A 20,137-nucleotide genomic window follows, 5' to 3' on the forward strand; every position below is an offset into this window, starting at 1 on the left:
CTCCCTATTGTTCCAGGCCGCTTCCAGCCAAGTATCGTCGGCACCAGTGAGCTTAACTTCCGTGTTCGGGATGGGAACGGGTGGACCCTCACCGTAATCAACACCAACTATTCAGTTTTCGCCGGGAGTTTTTTCTGTCTCTCTTGGCGACTCCAATATATTATCACACCGTTTTGGAAAATGCAAGCCTTTTTTTCAAATTTTTTAAAAAATTTTTTGATTCCTCAAAAACCCCCGAAATTCGGGCATTTTCCTCTTACTAAATCCCTTTTTGACTTTTCTCTCCCCTCCTTTTATAATGTGAATCAGAAAACAGAGGAACGAGATACGGCACTTGTGTGCAGGAAGGGGACAAATATGAAAAAACCGCAGATGATTCTGTTTGACTACGGCCAGACGCTCTGCACCGAACGCTGGGATGACCCGCTGGGCGGATGCCGGGCGGTGCTGAAGGCCGCTGTGGAAAATCCGCGCGGCATCACGCCGGAGCAGCTGGACGCAGCCTTCTGGTCCATGGACACTTCGCTTTTCCGCCTTTCCAAGGATCCGTGGCAGACCGGCCCGGAGCTTTGCTGGCACGCCTTTGCGCGGTCGGTGTTTGAATCGCTGGAGCTGAAATTCTCCATCGGCTATCAGGAGCTGGAGGAGCTGTTCTGGTATGAGCGCACGGAGCCGACGGTGGCGGTGGACTACGTGCCGGAGCTTCTGGATTTCCTGAAACAGGAGGGGATCCGCACGGGCGTGGTGAGCAACCTGTGCTTCAATGAGAAAACGCTGTGCAAGCGGATCAATAAATGCCTGCCCAATCACGCGTTTGAGTTCATCATGGTGTCGAGCGAATATGCGTTCCGCAAGCCGATGCCGCAGTTTTACCGCCTGGCGCTGACGAAGGCGCATCTGGAACCCGGAGACGTGTGGTTCTGCGGGGACAACGCCGTCTGCGATGTGGACGGCCCGCAGGCCATCGGCATCCAGGGGATCTGGTTCACCGGCGCGATGCTCAACCCCGAAAGCCGGCGGCTGAGCCCGCAGAGCGAGGGCCACTGGGAGATCCAGGACTGGCGCGAGCTGCAAAGGATGCTGGAACAGTGCTGAAGCATCCGCTCCCTGAAACCGCTCTTTTCCTTGTGAAAAGTCTCCGGGTGTGGTATACTGATCCCATTGCACCGGCTTTCTGCCGCCGCGGGGCCTTCCTGCGCGCACACGGCGCAATTTTCCCCCGCCGGGGTGACACCGCCATTTTTTAAGGAGAAGTGAGAATACATGAAATTAGGTATCGGCGTTCAAACGCCGGATTTCATATCTCCATACCTCTCTATAAACGCCGCCAAAGCCTGATACAGCGCGGTTTTACGCAAAACCAACCAAATTATAACTTCATATTTCTCTATGCAGTCCCATGCGGAAATGGCGTAAAAATGGCGTAGAGAAATCGGCAGATTTGCAGATGAAGAAGAGCACTACTACTTTGAGAAAGAACAAAGATGAGCACGGCCTATACAAACGGGCCGTGCTCATCTTTTTTATACGGTCAAACGGTTCCGTGCTTACTTGTCATCGCTATTAGCGGGATTTTGACGAAAATCCTCTTGAACGCCTTCGTTCAGATCAAAGCACATGGTTTTTGCATCAGCAACCCAGAAGCCGCGAACGCGGTACCGCTTGCCCGGAACCCAATCCTCGCCCGTGGCGGCGCGGAGCGGTTCCAGCAAATTTTTGCTGGAAATCGTCACAACGCCCTTCTGTTCACCCCGCGGCTTGGAGAACTTAAAGCCCTTCGGCTCACTGCTCTTGCACATACGGATTGCAAACACCTTTGCCTTGGCATCCAGCAGGCACAGCACATAAGCGGGATAACCCATATCCTCCAACACCTTCTTGCTGAAGGTAACGCCGCTCTGGTTGAGGTACATATCCGGGTAAGCGTTGATGTTGGAGTCAATCGTTTCAAAATTCAGAGAAGAAAAATCAAAATTCATTGGTAAAATCCTTTCATTTCGTATTATCTTGTGTGTCATCGACAATTTTCATAAATTCCTGCCGTTCAGCAGGAGACCACCGGGAATCCAGAATCAAATACCCTTTGAACAGGCCATCTTTGACGCGGTGAGCGACAAAGCGGTTGCTCAGGAAACGCAGTTTCGCCTTATGGGGTGAAGTGTGCCGCTCAGACAACAGCTTTTGCACTTTCAGCCAGTCCTCTTTTTTGATAATTGCTGTATGGTGATTTTCCTTGAAGTACATATTCAGGTCTGTGTTTTTCACAGACTTGTGGGTGCGGAAATCCTTGGTGTAGGTTTTCTGCATCAAGGCATCACCACAGTATTTTTCGTTTCGGAGGATGCTGCGGACGGTACCGGCAGACCAGCTATCGTTGCCCATAGGGGATTTGATCCCCTGTTCGGTCAGTGCAACCGCAATCTCTGACGGCGATGCTCCTTCCAGACAGCTTTCGTAGATGTACTCAACAATCCTTGCCTCGGTCGGCTCAATCACCAGACGGCCAAAGTGGTCGCGGTAGAATCCCAGAGTATTCTGTACAGAGAATTTGTAAATCCCCTCAGCCATACGCCAGCGAATACCCGCTTTGATGACCTCGCTTTTCTGCTGGGACTCCATTTCTGCCAGCGCGGACAGAAGAACGATTAACAGATTGTTCTTTCCATCGCCCGTGTAGGTGATGTGCTCCGTCTCAAATTCCACCGAGACAGGAGGATTCAGCGCAGAAAGAACATTTAGGTTGTCCAGTATGTCTACAATATTCCGGCCAAAGCGGCTGATGCTCTTGGTAAGGATCAGATCAATTTTTCCGTCCACTGCATCGGCAATCATTTTTTGAAAACCAAGGCGCTTTTTGACGGTCGTGGCGCTGATGCCCTCGTCCTGATAGATTTCTACCAGCTCCCAGTCGGGATTACCTTCAATCCGCTGGGTAAAATGCCGGACCTGCATATCGAAACTGCCAACCTGTTCTTCTTCCTGTGTGCTGACACGGCAATATGCCGCAACACGCAGTTTGGGGCGCTCTTGCTGCACTTCCTGCAACTTCTTGGGCAGAATCACAATAACGCCGTTGCTGCGCTGATTCTCCGCAATCTCGTCCTGCATGAGTTTGCGCCGCTGTTCCCTGCGCTCGGCACGGCTGCTAAACTGACGGGCCGATTCTATCTTCTTGGGATCAAGCGGTTTCGCCATATCCTGCCTCCATCGAATTTACAGCCTTTTTCCCGTGCTGCATGGGTATGCCACCTCCTTTGCGCGAATTTGTCTTTTCACCTGTATCGCCTCCCTGTGCGTTTATTTATGACAACCCCTGCGGGACGAATCCCCACAGGGTAGTCACCATAAGAAAAAGGCAGCAGATTTCTCTGCTGCCCCATCAGAAACCATGAGATGCGGTTATTCACTTATTATAGGGCTTCGACCGTCTCCAAAAACTGCCCCATGCTCACCGCTCCGTGCGGCAGATTTTCCTCGTTCTGGAACACCATGTAATAGCGGTACTGGTTCCCAGCAGCATTCCGCCAAGCCGCACCCAGCTCGATTTTCTCCTGACTGTCATCGTTTTTCAGGTGTTCGCCCTTGGTTTCGGCGAGGATGATCTTACCGCTCTTGGTCATAATCATAATGTCCGGATAGTGGTTAAAGTAGCCGTTGATGGCAAAGTCGTGCCGGGCGATATTCCGGTGCCACCACAGCACATTGGGAATGGCCGTCAACTGCTTTACCAGCGCCTGTTCCAGCGTGTTCATGTCCTCCTCGGCCTCATAGAGCGACCTTCCGTAAATCGCCGTACTGCTTATGGGGTGGATTGCCGCAGGCAGGCGGTAATTGGGTTCACACACGATTTTGCCCCGGTCAAGCCAAGTGAAGAAAGTTTCCTTGTAGTGCTGTTCCAGCAGAGTCTCAATTTTGGCGCGAATTTTTGCGGCGAAGCCCAGCGGGGCTTTTTCCATCGCGGCAAGCTGCTCCCGATCCATCCCATCCACAATGAGATTGACATAGACGCGCAAGTCGCCGCCATCCACCATGTTCAGCTTGTCCAACTGGTGGATCATCATTTCTTTACATTGGCGCACCCGGCTCTCAGGCGGCAAGCTGCTGAAATGCTCCTTGAAATACCGCTGGTCGGCAGCTTCCATCTGGTAAGCCCTCGGCACACTGCGGCCAGTCTCCACATCGACTTTGACGATCTCATCGTCCGCTGCGGTAAAATCAATGTCGTATGCCTTGCCTTTCAGGGTAAAACCGTCGGCAAGCTGTTCCTTGCTCAACAGCACCTTGTCCCCATCGGTAAACAGGGATTGCGGAATCACCTGGAAAAACTGCGGGATCAGCAGCCCATCCGCGCTCTCCCGATACTGGGGAATCATACGGAATGTATTCACCTTGTCTCGCACCTCCCACGGCAGAGCGGCGGCAAATGGGTCGTTGTCTGCGCCCTGCACCGCCTGATTGTATGCGTCGCCCGCCTGCTGGGCCTCGGCAAGCATACTGTCCGCTTTTGGGGCGGATTCCGGCGAATTTTCGCTCTCTCTGCGCCGTTGCAGCTCCGCCCCGATGGATTTCCCGTCCAGCTCGGCAAAATCCTCCTGTGGGGCTTCTGGCTCAATAATCGGAAGTTGTTCCGGAACAGAAGCGGGTTTAACCGGTTCTACCGGCTCGGCAAGGCGGTAATCCCTGTCGCTGAAACCGGCGCTGTTCAGTCCACGGATGATCTGCTGGACCGTATCATTAAAGTCATTGGAGGAAGTCAGCACATAGGACATATTCAAGGACTTTGCCCTGCGCTCGGCGGTGTAGGGCAGGCGCAGAATGCGCCCTAAAATCTGCTCCACATCCACCTGACTGGTTTTGTTGGCAAGGGAAGCCAGAATATAGGCGAACGGGCAGTCCCAGCCTTCTTTCAGGGCGTTTACCGTGATGATGTACCGCACCGGGCAATCTGGGGACAGCAAGTCTACATTTTTCAGCTCGTTCACATCGGCGGTACGTATGGCAATGTGTTCGGCGGGAATCCCGGTGTTCACCAGCTCCGTCCGCAGCTTTTCAAAAGTGGTCGCATCCTCCTTGCCCTTTGGTTGGGCTTGGAACAGGGCGATGGGACGGATGTATTTTCCGCCATTCTGATATTCTGCCGCTGCGATTTCTTCCAGCCTGTCCCGCAGGTCGATCGTGTCCATCAGCACCTCGGCCTGACTGTCCCGGTTATAGACAATCACCGGCAGCTTGACCATGTGCTCCGCTTTGAGCTGCACCGCATCCACATAGGAGATGATGTTGCTGCGCTTCTTGGGGGTGGCGGTCAAATCCAGCACAAAGCAGGGGTTGAAATTGGCGAGCATTTCAATGCTTAGCTCCGACCGGGCGTGATGGCTCTCGTCCACAATCACCAGCGGGTTGAGCTGGTTGATGACCTGAAACAGCGCCGTCTCGTCCGCTTTCTCGATTGGATTTTCCGGCGTGCCCAACACCTTGGCAAAGGCGGCAAGGTTGCTGTTCTCCTGATAGGCTTTCAAGCCCTCCTTGCCCCGGCCACGGAAGGAATCGTAGGACAGCACCATAATGGAGAGCTGTTCGGTGACGGCGGTGGGGTTGAAATTCTGCCCGTTCAAAAGCTCCTGCTTGGTGTAGACTTCCACCCGCCCGCCAAAATCCACATCGATTTTCTGCCGGTAGGGATGGCGTGGGTCTTTCAGGGTTTTGACTGTCTGTGTCAAAATTGCGTCAGATGGCACCAGCCACACCACCGCTTTTGTCTTGGTGAACGGCAGCGCGTCAAACACGGGCCGGACGGCGTTGCAGGCGAGAAAGGTTTTCCCGCCGCCGGTGGGCACCTTGAAGCAGAGATTGGGAACGCCGGGCAATACATCCTGATAGCTACCCAGCGTAGGCGCGCTCTTCTCCTGCCAAAAGAGCCGGAAGGAAGCACTATAGTCTCTGGTTTCGCCCAGCAGTTCCAGATAGCGGTTCAGATCGGCGATAACCTGCCGCTGATAGGTTTTCAGTTCCATGTATGTCGCCTCCTTACAACCGGCTGATGTCTCTGGGAATTTTCTTGAAAACAATCCCCATCTGCGACAGCTTATCGTCATCGATGGAGCAGCGGTCGGCGTAAATCACGGTGCCGCCTGCTTTTTCGGTGACGGCAGCCAAGAAATCATAGTCCAGCACCGTGATCCGCTGCGGTTCGTAGTAGAAGTAATAGCCGGTATCGTTGTGCTTACCGAGGTAATAGAGATTCTCCCCAGCGGCGGGCGTATAGGGCGTTTTCGTCTCCATGAACCAGATGTACTCCCGGATTTTTTCGGGCGCAACAGCTTCGTTCAGGTTTTCGCCGATGAGCAGCGGCTCGCCCAGCTCGTAGTAGCTGAAATTGCCGCTGGTGCCCTCCACTGCGCTCTTACCCTCGCCGTAGCCTCGGATGACCCGGCGTACCCGCTCGGCGGTGATGCTGTCGGCGTAGTCCATCATCTCCACCAAGATGAATTTGCGGTGCCCGCCGTCTGCCTTGTTCATGTTAAGGACGGCGTGGGCGGTGGTGCCAGAGCCTGCAAAGGAATCAAGAATAATCGAATCTTTTGCCGTAGCAATTTGGATAATTCGCTGAACTAAACGAACAGGTTTAGGATAATCAAATGTAGCCGTTTTCCCAAAAATAGTTGTAATTTCCTTAGTTGCCTCTTGCGTATGGCCAACCTCGGTGTTAGGCCACCAAGTCCATATGTTACGACCTTCGCGTTCAGACAAATATGTTTTTTTCCTTGGAACTCCTTTTCCATCTGCACCAAACCAAATTCGACCAGCGGCTATTTCTTCGTCCATTCGCGCTTTTGTAAATCGCCAACATAGATTGTCCGGCAAGTCAATAATACGCCCACTTGGTGTAATCATTGTGTAAAACTGATCTTTTGTCCCGTGGCCAGCTTGCGCTGTACAGTCAGTTGAAACCCATGGGCCACGAGGATCATTATCGGGATTTTTATATTTTCTTTTATCCGCATCAGAAAAACTAAGCTGATTAATGGAATTATCGGCCATATTAATGTTTTTTAGATATGCACAAATATACTCGTGTCCAGTACTTACTTTCCTGCGAGCATCTGGAGAAGTACGCTTTTGCCAAACCATTTGTGCCAGAAAATTTCTTGCACCAAATATTTCATCACAAATCATACGCAATAGCATTTGAGCATTGTCATCAATGCTGATAAAAATAACTCCATCCTCCGCCAGCAGCTTTTGCAGCAGTTTCAGCCGGGGGTACATCATGCACAGCCACTTGTCGTGGCGGGTCAGGTCCTCGCCCTCTTTGCCCACCACTTCGCCCAGCCATTTTCTGATTTTCGGGTCGTTTACATTGTCGTTGTACACCCAGCCCTCGTTGCCGGTGTTGTAGGGCGGATCAATGTAGATGCACTTCACCCGTCCCTCATACCGGGGCAGCAGGGCCTTCAGCGCGTCCAGATTATCCCCGTGGATGATCATGTTCTCACTGCCGTTGCGCCCCAGGGCGGTTTCTCTTGCGCCTTCGGCGCAATTCACCTTCTCCCCGGCGTGCTGGCCGTTTTCGTCAAAGCTGTATTGCCGGTCAAGCACCCGGAACGGCACTTCCTGATGGTGGTTGATGACTTTCTCTTTTCCAATCCACTCCAATGTCGGCATGGTCGTTCCTCCCTATTGCTGCTATCGTAAAAGACCTTTCCCGTATCGGGAGGGCCGTATTTTGTCCAATCGAACCCGAACCGTGTTGCGGGCATCTTAATTTCGAGTGCAGTTCACGGTCAGCCAACCAGCGTTTTCAGTACATCCATAATCTGGCTGTACTCAATGTGGGCGGCATAGGCAAACTGCTTGCGGTACTTTTCCCACATGGCTTTGAGTTCCCGGCTGCTCTCGATGTTGTGCAGAATGGCGGACACATCCGCAATCTGATGAGCTGTGCCGCGATGGGTTGCGGTGGCGTTTAACGCTTCGGCGAATACCGCCTTATCAAATTTCTGTGTGGTTGCCAGAATGTAAGCATCGTAAAAATCTCTCGGTCGGGTGTTGAACACGCCGCGCCGCAGGATGGTCTCCACCTTTTCCGCCATGACGGTTTCGATGTTGTACGCCCATAGCTCGTAGGATTTCTCGTCATCGAAAATTTCTGAAAACCGGTACTGCACCGCGTGGGGCGTAATAGCGTCCCCGGTGGACACATCAATGCTCAGCGGGGTAATCAGCGTATCAAAATGGGCGTTCAGCATCACACGGTAGCCGCCGTAAATGTCATCCTCCCGGATAGGCAAGATTTTCCTCACCTTAAAGGTCACGCCGTCGTCAAAGGAAACGGCGGCCACCTGCTCCAATGCGTTGCGGATAGCCTCCGGGGTTAGGGGCAGATTTTTCAGCGTTGTGTCCAAATCCATCGTCGCCCGATTGTCCAGCCCCACGATGGCCGCCACCAGCATCCCGCCTTTCAACACAAACTTGTCCTTGTACTCCGATGCCGCAAGCCGGACAAGCAGGCGCTCGAACATATAGTTCTGCAAAATGACCTGTGCCGGGATATTTTTCTGCTTGGCGATGTTGCGGATTTTTGCTTTCAGACTCATGGCATTGCTCACAGTAGTACCTCCAAATATTGGCGCAGTACTCCCGACACCCTCATCTGATGGGCATACTCATCCAGCCGGTTCAAGTCCTTCTTCGGGCTGGCGGCGTACTGTTTCAGCGCCGATAAAAATGTCTCCGTCCCAATCTTGTTACGGCTGCGGATTACATCGCAGATGGTGCGCTCCAAATCGTAGCAGGGAACGGGATTTCCAGCGGGAGTTTCCAGCATTGTTTTGCCCAGCTCGAACAGCTCCGGCTTGATGTAGTACACCTTGCACTCCGCCTTGATGGCCGCAGACGGAATGCAGCCAGAGGGCGCAGTTACGGTGTGCTCAAAGGGTGTCCGGTCGGAAATTCCATGAAGAAACAGCGCCGTCTCGTGGGAAAAAATAATGTTTTTCGACCGGCGGCTGATGGACAGTAATTCGTCCTGCATATCCTCCGGGAGAACATATTGCCCCTTGACGATGCGGTGAATCTTTTCTGCTTTGCACAGCTTATAGAGCATCGCTTTGGAAATGCCGTACTGCGCCGCCGTTTTCGTTTCGATGATGCCGCCGTTTTTATTCGCAATCGCGGCCAGTTCCGCCATATAGTCCATCCGCTCACCTCGCAATAACAACCTGATAATAGTATATCCAAAATCACGATGATAGTCAACGGTTGCATTGGCAACATCAAGATAAAATTGAAGCCGATACTATGATGTAAGTCAATTCTCGTTACGAGTTAACAGGGGTTTGGGTGCTCCCAACAAGAACCAATGAGCAGAACGCCCAACAGGCAGGATTGCTCATTTCGCCGGTGTGTACGGACAGCGGCTGTGCTTGCTGTTCTCTGAAATTTCATATCCGCAGATTACGATGCTTCCGCTTTTTCCAAGGCCGGGAGCATTTTTATTTTTAAGCAGACCCCTGTTTTTCTCGGAGAAAATGTCCGTTGTAAATTGAAAAGTTTTTTGGGGAGATCCCCCCCAATTCACAAAAAATTGTCCGTTGTAGTTTGAAGGAGACGAATATCCAATGGCTGAACGCACAAGGCCGATCCGCATCGAGTTCTGCGTCACCGAGCAGGAGCGTCAGCTTATCCAAAGCAAGATGGCTCAGCTCGGTACTAAGAACATGGGCGCATATCTCAGAAAAATGGCAATCGACGGCTACATCATCAAAGTGGATTACACCCAGCAGAAAAAGCTGGCCGCAGCCGTCAGCCGGGTTGCCAGCAATATCAACCAGATTTGCCGCCGGATCAACAGCACCGGGCATCTCTACGCTGAGGATGTTGAGGAGCTGAAAGAACGGCAAGTCGAGATTTGGTCGCTGCTCAAAGAAAACCAGCGAAAGGAATTGTAATGACAGGAGGCCGTTATGCCGCGTATGAGTAAAAAGCGAAAAGAAGAATGGGCGTTCTTTCTGAATGACCGCAGGCGCATCGCCTATAACGCCCTTTGCCGCAGGTGCGTTCACAACTGCAAGCAAAGTTTCCGTGCAATGGTGATTGTCTGCCCGCATTACCACTCCAAACGATCCCACCGCCCGCCTTAATTTCCCTTTGCCGGAAAAAGGAAGTGATGCACCATCTACTACAAAACCAACACCCCGCTGCCGCCTTTCGTGCCGTTGCCTCGGTTTATCCTTCGGGGAGAATACTCAATCAATGCCAAACTGCTCTATGCGCTGCTGCTGGGACGCACACAGCTCTCTCAGAAATCCGGCTGGGTTTCGGAGGATGGGGATGTCTATGTGATCTACACCATCCGGCAGATGGCAAATGACCTGAACCGGAGCGAGCGGACGGTCAAGGCCGCGCTGGCCGAGCTGGAAAATGCGGGCCTTATCACCCGTGTCCGGCAAGGCTGGAACCGGGCAAATCGTATTTTCCTGCAACTACCCGATGAGGTGCAGCTTTCTTCCCGTCCAGAGGGCAAGTTCTGCCCAATGGATGGGCTGGAATCTTCCCCTTGTATGGGGCAAAATTTGCCCATAAGTAAGAAAGAGAAGAAGAAAACAGATTCCAGTCAGAATAACAGGAGGGAGAACGCCCGCCGCTGTTTTGGACAGTATCAGAATGTTTTTCTTTTGGACAGGGAATTGGCCGATCTGCAATCCACATATCCCGGCCAATACGAGGATTACATCAACCGGCTGTCGGCCTATATGGCATCCAGCGGAAAGCACTATGCCAACCATTACGCTACAATCCGCAAGTGGCTGGACGAGGACAGCAAACCGAAGCCCGGTAAAAATTACGACTATACAGAGACCTATGAGGAAGGAGAATGTCTGTGAATGTGAACCCGATTATGGCTGCAATCGTTGAGGCAGCAGAGACCCTAAACACCGCCCCGGATGATTACATCAACCCGGATGACGGGCTGAAATACTGCGGCAAGTGCCACACGCCCAAGGAAGCCTATTTTCCCGAACAGTACCGCAAAAACGGGTTGGACAAGCACCCGATTGACTGCAAATGCGCCGCTGAGGAACGGGCGCGGCGCGAAGCGGAGCAACGGGAGCTGGAACGGCTGAACCGGATTGCCATGCTCCGCTCCGAAGCGTTCCGGGATATTCCCGCCGCCAGATGGCGGTTTGAAAATGCCGAGGTGATGACTCCACAGCTTGTTAAAGCGAGAAGATATTCCGAAAACTGGGATAGTTTCCACCAAGATGGAACCGGGCTGCTCTTGTTTGGGAATGTTGGCACCGGGAAATCCTATGCAGCGGGCTGCATTGCCAACGCCCTGATTGAAAGAATGGTTTCCGTCCTATTTGCCGGGCTGTCCGATGTGGTGAACCGGATGCAGGGCAATTTCGGCGCTGACCGGGATGCCTACATGAAAATGCTGATGCGCCCGGAGCTGCTGATTTTGGATGACCTGGGCGCGGAGCGTAACACCAGCTTCGGCAGGGAGCGCGTGTTTGATGTGGTCAATAAGCGTTTGTTGACCGGCAAACCGATGATCGTCACCACCAACATCCCACTCTCTGTGATGCAGAAAGCTGCCGATCTGGATGAGCTCCGTATCTATGACAGGGTTTTGGAGGTCTGCATCCCCATCCAGTTTAACGGTGAGAATTTCCGAAAGGGCAATGCCGCGGAAAATGTGAAGCGGGCAGCAAGAATTTTGAATCAGGAAAATTGACGAACTTCTATTCTACGAAAGGGGCAATCAAATGGAAAATTCCATCGGCAAGGTGCCGATCCACCTGAAAATGACACTCACGGCAAAGGAAGCCGCCGAATACAGCAATATCGGAATCAATAAAATCGACAGTATGCTGCGTTCTCCAAACTGCCCATTCGTACTTTTTGTGGGCAGCAAGAAATTAGTGAAGCGCAAAGAATTTGAACAGTACATCAGTCAGGTACTCGTGATCTGACATTGCATTTGAAAAATTCGCGGAGAAGCCTTGAGGAAAAGAGCACCATGCGCTATACTATATAGTGTAGTAGTGTGCTCTTTTCTTCTCTGCGGGAAAGGAGCTCATCCATGGGAAAGAATTTCAAGGGAAAAGACTGCGGTAAGGGTATCTACCAAAGAAAGGACGGATTGTATAGCGCACGATTTGTTGATAAGGCCGGGAAGCGGCATGAGAAGTATTTTCAGACGCTGCCCGAAGCGCGAAACTGGATTGAGGACGCAAAGTACGCCGATAAGCATGACGATGTGTTTGTCGCTACCGATACGACAGTGGATGAATGGTTTGAATTCTGGATTGAAAATATTGTCGGGGATCTGGCTCCTAACACGCTCAGAAATTACCGGGAACGCTATGTCCGCAATATTCAGCCGGTCATCGGGAAGATGCTGATTGCCAATGTAAAACCGATGCACTGCAAAAAGGTGTTTATCCAGATGGATGCTGATTACGCAGGTTCCACCATTCGTCAGGCATACATCACGATGGGGACAATGTTTAAGGCTGCGAAGATGAACGACCTGATTGCAAAGCACCCCATGGATGGCGTTCGGTTTACAAAGCCTGTTCGCGCTGTGGATGATATTCACTATCTGACGCGGGAGGAACAGCGCCTATTTCTTGAAACAGCACGGCGCTCCCACAATTACAACCAGTATGCGCTCATCCTTGAGACCGGATTGCGCACCGGAGAAATGATTGGCTTAACATGGGATGCCATCGACTTTGAGCGCCGGACGCTTACGGTGAACAAGACCTTGGAGTTTCGTCACGCACAGAAAGTTTGGCGTGCCGGTCCTCCCAAAACTCAGCAGAGCTATCGCACTATTCCTTTGACGGATAAAGCGTATGACATTCTGAAAGAGGTGTGGGATAGCCGGAGCAGCAGAAAAGAATCCCCCCTGCTGTCACAAACGCTGGAATACATGGATAGGCGCACCGGCGTTACTTCCCGGCTTGTGATGCGGGATCTGGTCTTTATCAACTGGCGCACAGGGGAACCGGCGAAAAACAGTTCCTATGATACCCACCTCTATAAGCTTTGCGATGAAGCGGGGATCAACCGCTTTTGTATGCACGCTCTGCGCCATACCTACGCAACCCGTGCGATTGAAAGCGGAATGCAGCCGAAAGTGCTGCAAAAGCTGCTGGGGCACGCCAGCATCAAAACCACAATGGATCGGTATGTCCATGTAACCGATGAAACGCTGGATCAGGCAGTCAAGCAATTTCAACTCAGCAGCGTATGTTGATATAACTTAATACAAGTCAATGCGTAATTGGCGTAAAAATGGCGTAGCCGCCAAAACGTCAAAGTGCGAAAAACCTTGTAAATACGGCATTTTTTAAGGAGAAGTGAGAATACATGAAATTAGGTATCGTCGGTCTGCCCAACGTGGGCAAAAGCACGCTGTTCAACGCCATCACAAACGCGGGGGCGCAGGCGGCAAACTATCCGTTCTGCACCATCGAGCCGAATGTCGGCGTCGTGGCTGTGCCGGACAAGCGCCTGGACAAGCTGGCTGAGATGTACCACCCGGAGAAGTACACGCCCGCGACGATTGAGTTTGTGGATATCGCCGGGCTGGTGCGCGGCGCGTCCAAGGGAGAGGGGCTTGGCAACAAGTTCCTTGCGAACATCCGCGAGGTGGATGCGATTGTGCATGTCGTGCGCTGCTTTGTGAACGACGATATCGTGCATGTCGAGGGCAGCATCGACCCGGCCCGCGACATCGAGACGATCAACCTCGAGCTGATCCTCTCGGATATGGAGATCCTCGATCGCCGCATCGACAAGACGCAGAAGATGCTCAAGGCCGACAAGAAATACCAGGCGGAGCTGGACTTCTTCAAGCGCGTGCGCGAGGCCCTCGACGCGGGCAAATCGGCGCGCAGTGTGGAGTGCACGCCGGAGGAGGCGGAGCTGCTCTCCACCGTCTCGCTGCTGACGAACAAGCCTGTCATTTACGCGGCGAACATGACGGAGTCGGATTTCAAGGACGGCGTGGAGAACAATCCGTATTTCCAGGCGGTGAAGAAGATAGCGGACGAGGAGCATGCCGGTGTGCTGCCGATTTCCGCGGAGATTGAAGCGGAGATCTCCGGGCTCGAGCCGGAGGAAAAGGAACTGTTTCTCGCGGATATGGGCCTTTCCGAGTCCGGTCTGGATCGCCTGATCAACGCCTGCTACAGCCTGCTGGGCCTGATCTCCTATCTGACCGCCGGGCAGCCCGAGGTGCGCGCGTGGACGATCACGAAGGGCACGAAGGCGCCCCAGGCCGCCGGTAAGATCCATTCGGATTTTGAGCGCGGCTTCATCCGCGCCGAGGTCATCGCGTTCGACGATCTCATGGCCTGCGGCTCCATGACGGCCGCCCGCGAGAAGGGACTTGTCCGCAGCGAGGGCAAGGAGTACGTCATGCAGGACGGCGACATCGTTCTCTTCCGCTTCAACGTCTGAGCAGACTGAGTCTGCGCCTGCGGCGGGCATGACGCGCACGCCGCGTCCCGCGGCGAACCATGCAGAAAAACGACGGCCCTCATGCGATCTTGCGTCGCATGAGGGCCTTGTTGTGTATCCCGCGCTGTTCACACGGAGAGATACGGCAGGTTGGCTGTGATTTTGGGCCTGGTTCTTACATGGCTCCGCCAAAGCCGCCGCCTGTGCCGCCGGAACCACTGCCGGAGGAGACGTCCCCTCCCCCGCCGCCCGCAGGCGCGCTGGGGGCGGCTGGTGCGCTCGGTGCGCTCGGCGCGCTGGATTGTGTGCCGCCGCTGCCCGAAACATCCGGCGAACCTTCGGACTCCTGCACCTTCTCGGCGGAGGATTCCTCCTCTTCCTTTTCCAGCACGCTCTTGCAGTCCTCCGGATCCTCCTTGGGCTTGCGCATGGCCATCGCCAGCGTGTACATCCGCGGATTGTTGCGAAGCAGGAAACGCAGATCCTCCGGCGGGACGTTGTCGCCCTCGCGCAGGCTTGCGGCGATCTTGGCGCACTGCCGCAGAGTCTTCAGCTCCTTTTTCATTGCCTCAATCTGCGGATCCTTTTGCTGCTGCGGACGCATCAGGGCAATCAGCCCTTTGGATTTGGCCTTTTCCCTCTCCTTTGCACGCAGCGCGTCCACCACCGCGGCGGAAAGCTCCAGCTTATCCATACGGCTGGTGGAAAAAGAGGAGGAGCGTCCGGACTTCTCCTGCTTTTCTGTCTGCCGCATTGCCTGCGCGGCTTGCCCAATACGCGAAATCTCCATTTTTCTTCCTCCTTTCCGGTTCCTGGTGAACCAGATGCCTCCTCCCTCCTGAAACGCTGCTGCGTCTCAGGAGGGGTTCGGCTATTCTTCCTCTATATGGATCTATCGTCTGCTTCTGTGGTTTTATAAGCCTTGCAAAAAAGATTTTCCGGATTTTTCGTCAAATGAACGAGTTTTTTTCGTGTGGTTGTGGAAAATTAAGGGCAAAGTTTTCATAAAGTTTTCATTTTGTCTGTATCCGGGCATGAAATACGGGGAGTCAAGCTGAAATATTAGGCAAAGCAACCATAAATTTTTACAAAAAGGGCTTGACTTTTATTTTTGCATGTTGTATAAATATAAACAGAATAAAAACGTTTTCGGAAAGACGCGGAGGGGAGGGCGTCCGCTATGCCTGCTACGATACAGGACGTTGCGAAAGCATCGGGCGTCTCAGTGGGCACGGTATCCAGGGCTTTGAACAATTACCCGGATGTGAGCGCGAAAACACGCGCGAAGGTGCTCGAGGCCGTGCGGGAGCTGGGGTATTCCCCCAACCTCATGGCGAAAAATCTTTCCTCCAAGCATATACAGAATATTGCTGTTATTCTCTCCGGTTTTCTGGAGGAGAAAATGTTTAACGGGTTTGAAACCATCCTCATGCGCGGCGCTTATGAGTACGCCGAGGAGCATGGCCTGGAGGTTTCCCTGTATGTCATCAACGGCAAAATCCAGATGGAAAAAAGCTACGAGCAGATGTGCTATGAGCACAATCTGGCCGGAGCGATTCTTCTGGGCCTGAAAACAACCGACCCATACTGCGAAACGCTCGGCGCGAGCCGGTATCCCTGCGTCACCATCGATCTTGAGGTCGCGGGCGATAACGTCACGAGCGTTACCATTGATCATATCGCGGCGTTTAAAGAGCTCACCCAGTATCTCATTGACTGCGGGCACAAGAAAATTGTCCTGGTGAATGGCCGCAAAAACGCCATGGTTACACTGGAACGATTGGCAGGAGCCTATGAGGCCATGGAGAAAAACGGCCTGACGCTCACAAACGACAACATTATCTACACCAATTTTCTGCGCGAGGAAGCGTATGACGGCGTGCTGCGCTATTTTTCCGAGCACAGCCCCGACAGCGCTACTGCATTCCTCTGCATGAGCGATATGCTCGCCATCGGCACGATGCAGGCGCTCCGCCAGCTTGGGCGGCGCGTCCCGCAGGATTATTCTGTTGTCGGCTACGACGGGCTTGAACTTACCGAGTACACCGATCCGCCGCTTACCACCGTCGATCAGAATATCTTCGAAAAGGGCTACAAGGCCGCGCAGGTTCTTCACTCCAGAATCCGGGGAGAACGAGTGCCGAACCGTGTTGTCCTTCCCCATACCCTTGCCATTCGCGGCAGCGTCAGAAACATCTGACGCCATTTTTTCAGGATATTCCAAAAACGTTTTCGACCCAATTTCCCCTTTTTCTCCCTGGAAAGGAAGAGGAATTTGCGCAAAACAAAAACGTTTTTGTAAAATTTTGTCGAGTTCTCCTTTCGGAGATCGAAATAGTAAAAAATTCCTGCTATTATTATTTAATTTTAAGGAGGAATCTGAAAATGAAAGCGAAAAAGATTTTGGCCAGTGTGCTGGCCGGCCTGATGCTTCTTGCCACGGCTGGCTGCAACAACAATGGGGGCGGCTCCACCGCTTCCGGCTCGACGGCTTCCGGCGGCAGCTCGAAGGGCGTGATCGAGGTAAGCATCCCGTCTTACAAGACGGGCGAGAACGTGGGCGCTGTGTTCTTTGAGCCCCAGGTTGAGCGCTTCAATGAGAAGTATGAGGGTCAGTACAAGATTAACCTTGAGACCGTGCCGCAGGACGGCTTCGGCGATCGTCTCAAGCAGCTGGCCCAGCAGAACAAGCTGCCCGTGCTGGTGCAGGGCGGCGACCTGGACTGGATCCTGAACGTCGTGATTCCCAACGGCCTGGCTTGGGATATGACCGACTGGCTTGAGGAGTCCGGCCTGCTCGAGCGTGCCGTTCAGGACAGCGTGGACTACAACAAGGACAAGGGCGACGGCAAAATCTACACCATCCCGAAGATGACCGTGCGTCCGACCGGCTTCTACTACAACACCGCCATGTGGAATCCGGAGGAGGATCTGAGCTCCCTGACCATGGATGAGCTGGTCACTCTCCTCGGCGATCAGAAGATTGCTTTCTCCACCGCGGAGAACGGCTGGGTTTCCGCTCTGTTCCTGACGGCTTTCATTGCCAACCAGGAGGGCGGCGTGGAACTGCTCCAGGCCGGCGCTGACGAGAAGATCACCGACTTCAGCGATCCGATCTTCGTCAATGCTGTGGCTTCCCTGCAGCAGCTTCTGCAGAACAATGCGGCTTCCAACTCCATCGGCGCGGCTTATGCTGACGCTGCCAACGCCTTCATGAGCGGACAGGCCGCCGTGATCGCGAACGGCCCCTGGATGTCCAGCGAGTTCAATGAGTCCAACTCCGCCAACTGGAGCAACGGCTTCGACGGCGCAAACGTGAAGGCTTCCCTCTTCCCCGGCAATGTGGGCATTGAAAACAACCGTGCTTTCGGCGAGTGGTGGATTTCCGCTTCCGCTTCCGAGGAGGAGATCGAGCTGGCCAAGGCGTTCCTCGAGTTCATCAGCAACCCCGAGGAGCTTGAGGCTTACCTGCTGGCCGAGGGCGGCGACGCTCCGAACATCGAGTACAGTGAGGACTTCAAGGAGAAGCAGGCTGAGACGCAGGTTCTCGCGGATCTGGCTGCCGACACCACCGAGGAGACGGTCTATGTGCCCTGCATCCTCGACGTGATTCCGAACTCCGTTGCGAACACGGAATTCGGCAAGCTCCTGCCCTCCCTCGCAAACGGCACCTATACTCCCGAGGAGTTCTGCGACTGGATGACCCAGAAGTCCGTCGAAGCTTCCGCGGAATAAGCAGAGATACGCAAAAAGGAAGTAAAACGGCGCGCCGGCCTGCTGACGATACAGTCGGCTGCGCGCCGTTTTTCCTTATGAGAGAATCCGACAAGAGAGGAGAGAGCCCCCGATATGAAAGCGCCAAAGAGCAGCCCGCGCGTCAAGGCCAGTAAAATGGAGCGGGCCAACTATAAATGGATTTATCTGTTCCTTCTTCCCACGGTTCTGATATTCCTGATGTTCTATTTCGTGCCGATCATCCAGGTGTTTCTGACCTCCTTCACCAAGTGGGACGGCTTTAACGCCCCGGAATTCAACGGCCTGACCAACTACATCAACATGTTCACCAACAGCGGCTTTACTTATGCGCTGAAGAACCTCTTCTACTGGTGCCTCGTCGGCATGTTCCTGCACGTCGGCTTTGGCGTGCTGACGGCTTTCGTGCTGTATCAGAAGCCGCGCGGATGGAAGTTCACCCGCATGGTGTTCATGATCCCGAACGTGATCAGCGCCGCCGCCTGGGCGATGATTTACCGCTTCTTCTTCAGCGACGATATGGGCATTCTCAACAGCTTCATCCGGCTGATCGATCCGAACTTCCATGTGCAGTGGTTCTATACCTCTCCGTGGGCGTTCTGGGCCGTCACCTTCACCTGGCTGTTCTATGCCGTCATCGTCACCCTGCTGGTGCTGGGCGATCTGATGAACATTCCGCAGGAGCTTAACGAAGCCGCGAAAATTGACGGAGCCTCCGGCTGGCAGCTCGTGCGTCACATCCAGCTGCCGCTGTGCCGCTCCGCGATCGGCACCTCCGTCATCTGCACGCTGACCTCCCGTATCTCCATGTACGAGCAGATCTCCCTGACCACGCAGGGAGGCCCCGGCGACGACACCATGAGCCTGTCCATCCTGCTCGTCAAGGGCATCACGGACTACCGCTATGGCTACGCGAATGCCATCGGCGTGCTGATGTTCGTCATCGGCCTGATCATTCTCGGCATCGTGAACAAGGCGTTCCGTATGGACGTTTCGGATTATTAAGAAGGGAGGGCTTTCATCATGGATAAAACGAAAAAGATTCTTACGAAAATCCTCCTGTACTTCGTGGAGATTTTTGTCATTGTCGTGTCCATTTTCCCGATTCTGTGGGTTATCGCTTCCTCCTTCAAGACAAACGGCGAGATTCTGTCCAGCCCTCTGGCGCTGCCCTCCTCGCTGTCGTTTGAGCCGTACATCCATCTGTTCCAGGAATACAACTTCCCGGTTTACTTCCTCAATTCGCTGCTGGCGGCGGGTATCTCCACCTTTGTCTCCCTGCTGTTCTACGCGATGGGCGGCTATGTGATCGCGAAGTTCCGTTTCCCCGGACGCGGCCTGCTGTTTGCCCTCTTCACCGTGACGCTTCTGGTGCCGGGCCACAGCCGCACGCAGCCGATTTTCTCCCTCATCACCCAGCTCAATCTGTATGACAGCATCTGGGGCGTGACGGTGGTGTACCTCTCCGCCGGTATGGCCATGTCGATCTTCGTGCTCAAGGCGGGCTTCATGGCGATCCCCGCTTCCCTTGACGAGGCGGCTGGCCTGGAGGGCTGCGGCTTCTTCCGCACCTTCTGGTCGATCAACCTGCCGCTTGCCAAGAGCGCCCTTTCCACCGCCGGAATTCTCATGTTCCTCGGCAACTGGAACGAGTACTATTTCGCGTCCCTGCTGACTGTTTCCGATACGCAGCGCACGCTGCCGATCGCGCTGGCTTTCTTCACCAGCGAATTCTCCTACAACTATACTTCCCTGTTCGCCGCGCTGACGGTCGTGGTGCTGCCGGGCATCATCCTGTACGCTTTCGCGCAGGAGCAGGTGCAGGCCAGCGTCGTGTCCAGCGGCGTCAAGGGCTGATGATACCCCATCGTTTTTGATTCCCCGGCCCTGGGGGAAGGCCGTTTTT

General features: G+C 53.7%; 19 protein-coding genes and 1 rRNA gene. 12 read left to right on the forward strand and 8 right to left on the reverse strand.

All coding sequences use genetic code 11. From position 1 onward, the window contains the following. Positions 1-108 (reverse strand): 5S ribosomal RNA (gene rrf / locus B5F35_RS08455); the annotation flags it as partial. A 249-nt stretch (positions 109-357) separates the two neighbouring features. Here rrf and B5F35_RS08460 point away from each other — a divergent pair. Further along, positions 358-1,095 carry an HAD family hydrolase gene (locus B5F35_RS08460; RefSeq protein ID WP_162611383.1) on the forward strand — a complete coding sequence of 246 codons (738 nt, stop codon included), beginning with the start codon at positions 358-360 and terminating at the stop codon, positions 1,093-1,095. A gap of 452 nt (positions 1,096-1,547) precedes the next feature. Here B5F35_RS08460 and B5F35_RS08465 read toward each other — a convergent pair whose 3' ends face one another. The 6 genes from B5F35_RS08465 to B5F35_RS08490 form a co-directional block, all read right to left on the reverse strand. Continuing rightward, positions 1,548-1,979, reverse strand: coding sequence for a hypothetical protein (locus tag B5F35_RS08465; protein ID WP_087239975.1), 432 nt, complete (start codon positions 1,977-1,979; stop codon positions 1,548-1,550). Positions 1,980-1,992: 13 nt separating this feature from the next. Then, on the reverse strand, positions 1,993-3,195 hold the full coding sequence (locus tag B5F35_RS08470; protein ID WP_087239977.1) for a recombinase family protein: 1,203 nt from the start codon (positions 3,193-3,195) through the stop codon (positions 1,993-1,995). A gap of 215 nt (positions 3,196-3,410) precedes the next feature. Next, complete coding sequence (locus tag B5F35_RS08475) at positions 3,411-6,014, reverse strand: DEAD/DEAH box helicase (RefSeq protein WP_087239979.1); 2,604 nt, start codon at positions 6,012-6,014, stop codon at positions 3,411-3,413. Positions 6,015-6,027: 13 nt separating this feature from the next. Beyond that, positions 6,028-7,665 carry a site-specific DNA-methyltransferase gene (locus B5F35_RS08480; RefSeq protein ID WP_087239981.1) on the reverse strand — a complete coding sequence of 546 codons (1,638 nt, stop codon included), beginning with the start codon at positions 7,663-7,665 and terminating at the stop codon, positions 6,028-6,030. 119 nt (positions 7,666-7,784) lie between these two features. Continuing rightward, the gene (locus B5F35_RS08485) at positions 7,785-8,609 is read right to left on the reverse strand and encodes a nucleotidyl transferase AbiEii/AbiGii toxin family protein (protein WP_242969446.1); all 825 of its coding nucleotides are present in this window, start codon (positions 8,607-8,609) and stop codon (positions 7,785-7,787) included. Continuing rightward, positions 8,606-9,199, reverse strand: coding sequence for a type IV toxin-antitoxin system AbiEi family antitoxin domain-containing protein (locus B5F35_RS08490; protein WP_087239983.1), 594 nt, complete (start codon positions 9,197-9,199; stop codon positions 8,606-8,608). Before B5F35_RS08490 ends, B5F35_RS08485 begins: the two co-directional genes overlap by 4 nt. 421 nt (positions 9,200-9,620) lie before the next feature. Here B5F35_RS08490 and B5F35_RS08495 point away from each other — a divergent pair, with 421 nt between their 5' ends. The 7 genes from B5F35_RS08495 (at position 9,621) to ychF (ending at position 14,478) form a co-directional block, all read left to right on the forward strand. Then, on the forward strand, positions 9,621-9,950 hold the full coding sequence (locus B5F35_RS08495; protein WP_087239985.1) for a plasmid mobilization protein: 330 nt from the start codon (positions 9,621-9,623) through the stop codon (positions 9,948-9,950). A 24-nt stretch (positions 9,951-9,974) separates the two neighbouring features. Continuing rightward, positions 9,975-10,142, forward strand: a complete 168-nt coding sequence (locus B5F35_RS18705; protein WP_162611382.1) for a hypothetical protein — start codon at positions 9,975-9,977, stop codon at positions 10,140-10,142. A 69-nt stretch (positions 10,143-10,211) separates the two neighbouring features. Then, positions 10,212-10,886, forward strand: a complete 675-nt coding sequence (locus tag B5F35_RS08500; protein WP_162611384.1) for a replication initiator protein A — start codon at positions 10,212-10,214, stop codon at positions 10,884-10,886. Continuing rightward, entirely contained in the window at positions 10,877-11,740 is an 864-nt protein-coding gene (locus tag B5F35_RS08505) for an ATP-binding protein (RefSeq protein WP_087239989.1), read from the forward strand. The genes B5F35_RS08500 and B5F35_RS08505 overlap by 10 nt, the downstream gene beginning before the upstream one ends. 31 nt (positions 11,741-11,771) lie before the next feature. Beyond that, positions 11,772-11,978 carry an excisionase gene (locus tag B5F35_RS08510; protein ID WP_087239991.1) on the forward strand — a complete coding sequence of 69 codons (207 nt, stop codon included), beginning with the start codon at positions 11,772-11,774 and terminating at the stop codon, positions 11,976-11,978. A 110-nt stretch (positions 11,979-12,088) separates the two neighbouring features. After that, a complete protein-coding gene (locus B5F35_RS08515) occupies positions 12,089-13,270 on the forward strand; it encodes a site-specific integrase (protein WP_087239993.1) in 1,182 nt (393 codons plus the stop codon). 113 nt (positions 13,271-13,383) lie between these two features. Beyond that, entirely contained in the window at positions 13,384-14,478 is a 1,095-nt protein-coding gene (gene ychF / locus B5F35_RS08520) for a redox-regulated ATPase YchF (RefSeq protein ID WP_087239995.1), read from the forward strand. 175 nt (positions 14,479-14,653) lie between these two features. Here ychF and B5F35_RS08525 read toward each other — a convergent pair whose 3' ends face one another. Continuing rightward, positions 14,654-15,268 (reverse strand): hypothetical protein, encoded by a 615-nt coding sequence (locus B5F35_RS08525; protein ID WP_087239997.1) that lies wholly within the window; start codon positions 15,266-15,268, stop codon positions 14,654-14,656. Positions 15,269-15,658: 390 nt separating this feature from the next. Here B5F35_RS08525 and B5F35_RS08530 point away from each other — a divergent pair, with 390 nt between their 5' ends. From B5F35_RS08530 to B5F35_RS08545, 4 genes are all read left to right on the forward strand, one after another. Further along, positions 15,659-16,678 carry a LacI family DNA-binding transcriptional regulator gene (locus B5F35_RS08530; RefSeq protein WP_087239998.1) on the forward strand — a complete coding sequence of 340 codons (1,020 nt, stop codon included), beginning with the start codon at positions 15,659-15,661 and terminating at the stop codon, positions 16,676-16,678. Between the two features lie 185 nt (positions 16,679-16,863). Continuing rightward, complete coding sequence (locus B5F35_RS08535; protein WP_087240001.1) at positions 16,864-18,213, forward strand: ABC transporter substrate-binding protein; 1,350 nt, start codon at positions 16,864-16,866, stop codon at positions 18,211-18,213. A gap of 114 nt (positions 18,214-18,327) precedes the next feature. Further along, complete coding sequence (locus B5F35_RS08540) at positions 18,328-19,236, forward strand: carbohydrate ABC transporter permease (RefSeq protein WP_087240003.1); 909 nt, start codon at positions 18,328-18,330, stop codon at positions 19,234-19,236. 18 nt (positions 19,237-19,254) lie between these two features. Beyond that, the gene (locus B5F35_RS08545) at positions 19,255-20,088 is read left to right on the forward strand and encodes a carbohydrate ABC transporter permease (RefSeq protein WP_087240005.1); all 834 of its coding nucleotides are present in this window, start codon (positions 19,255-19,257) and stop codon (positions 20,086-20,088) included. Positions 20,089-20,137: the final 49 nt, after the last annotated feature.

It is taken from the genome of Anaeromassilibacillus sp. An200 (genome assembly GCF_002160025.1).
Classification (GTDB): Bacteria; Bacillota; Clostridia; order Oscillospirales; family Acutalibacteraceae; genus Caccousia; species Caccousia stercoris.

Coding starts and splice junctions, on each gene's coding strand:
- B5F35_RS08460 (WP_162611383.1), top strand. CDS start 358: ATGAAAAAACCGCAGATGATTCTGTTTGACTACGGCCAGACGCTCTGC.
- B5F35_RS08465 (WP_087239975.1), bottom strand. CDS start 1,979: ATGAATTTTGATTTTTCTTCTCTGAATTTTGAAACGATTGACTCCAAC.
- B5F35_RS08470 (WP_087239977.1), bottom strand. CDS start 3,195: ATGGCGAAACCGCTTGATCCCAAGAAGATAGAATCGGCCCGTCAGTTT.
- B5F35_RS08475 (WP_087239979.1), bottom strand. CDS start 6,014: ATGGAACTGAAAACCTATCAGCGGCAGGTTATCGCCGATCTGAACCGC.
- B5F35_RS08480 (WP_087239981.1), bottom strand. CDS start 7,665: ATGCCGACATTGGAGTGGATTGGAAAAGAGAAAGTCATCAACCACCAT.
- B5F35_RS08490 (WP_087239983.1), bottom strand. CDS start 9,199: ATGGACTATATGGCGGAACTGGCCGCGATTGCGAATAAAAACGGCGGC.
- B5F35_RS08495 (WP_087239985.1), top strand. CDS start 9,621: ATGGCTGAACGCACAAGGCCGATCCGCATCGAGTTCTGCGTCACCGAG.
- B5F35_RS18705 (WP_162611382.1), top strand. CDS start 9,975: ATGAGTAAAAAGCGAAAAGAAGAATGGGCGTTCTTTCTGAATGACCGC.
- B5F35_RS08505 (WP_087239989.1), top strand. CDS start 10,877: ATGTCTGTGAATGTGAACCCGATTATGGCTGCAATCGTTGAGGCAGCA.
- B5F35_RS08510 (WP_087239991.1), top strand. CDS start 11,772: ATGGAAAATTCCATCGGCAAGGTGCCGATCCACCTGAAAATGACACTC.
- B5F35_RS08515 (WP_087239993.1), top strand. CDS start 12,089: ATGGGAAAGAATTTCAAGGGAAAAGACTGCGGTAAGGGTATCTACCAA.
- ychF (WP_087239995.1), top strand. CDS start 13,384: ATGAAATTAGGTATCGTCGGTCTGCCCAACGTGGGCAAAAGCACGCTG.
- B5F35_RS08525 (WP_087239997.1), bottom strand. CDS start 15,268: ATGGAGATTTCGCGTATTGGGCAAGCCGCGCAGGCAATGCGGCAGACA.
- B5F35_RS08530 (WP_087239998.1), top strand. CDS start 15,659: ATGCCTGCTACGATACAGGACGTTGCGAAAGCATCGGGCGTCTCAGTG.
- B5F35_RS08535 (WP_087240001.1), top strand. CDS start 16,864: ATGAAAGCGAAAAAGATTTTGGCCAGTGTGCTGGCCGGCCTGATGCTT.
- B5F35_RS08540 (WP_087240003.1), top strand. CDS start 18,328: ATGAAAGCGCCAAAGAGCAGCCCGCGCGTCAAGGCCAGTAAAATGGAG.
- B5F35_RS08545 (WP_087240005.1), top strand. CDS start 19,255: ATGGATAAAACGAAAAAGATTCTTACGAAAATCCTCCTGTACTTCGTG.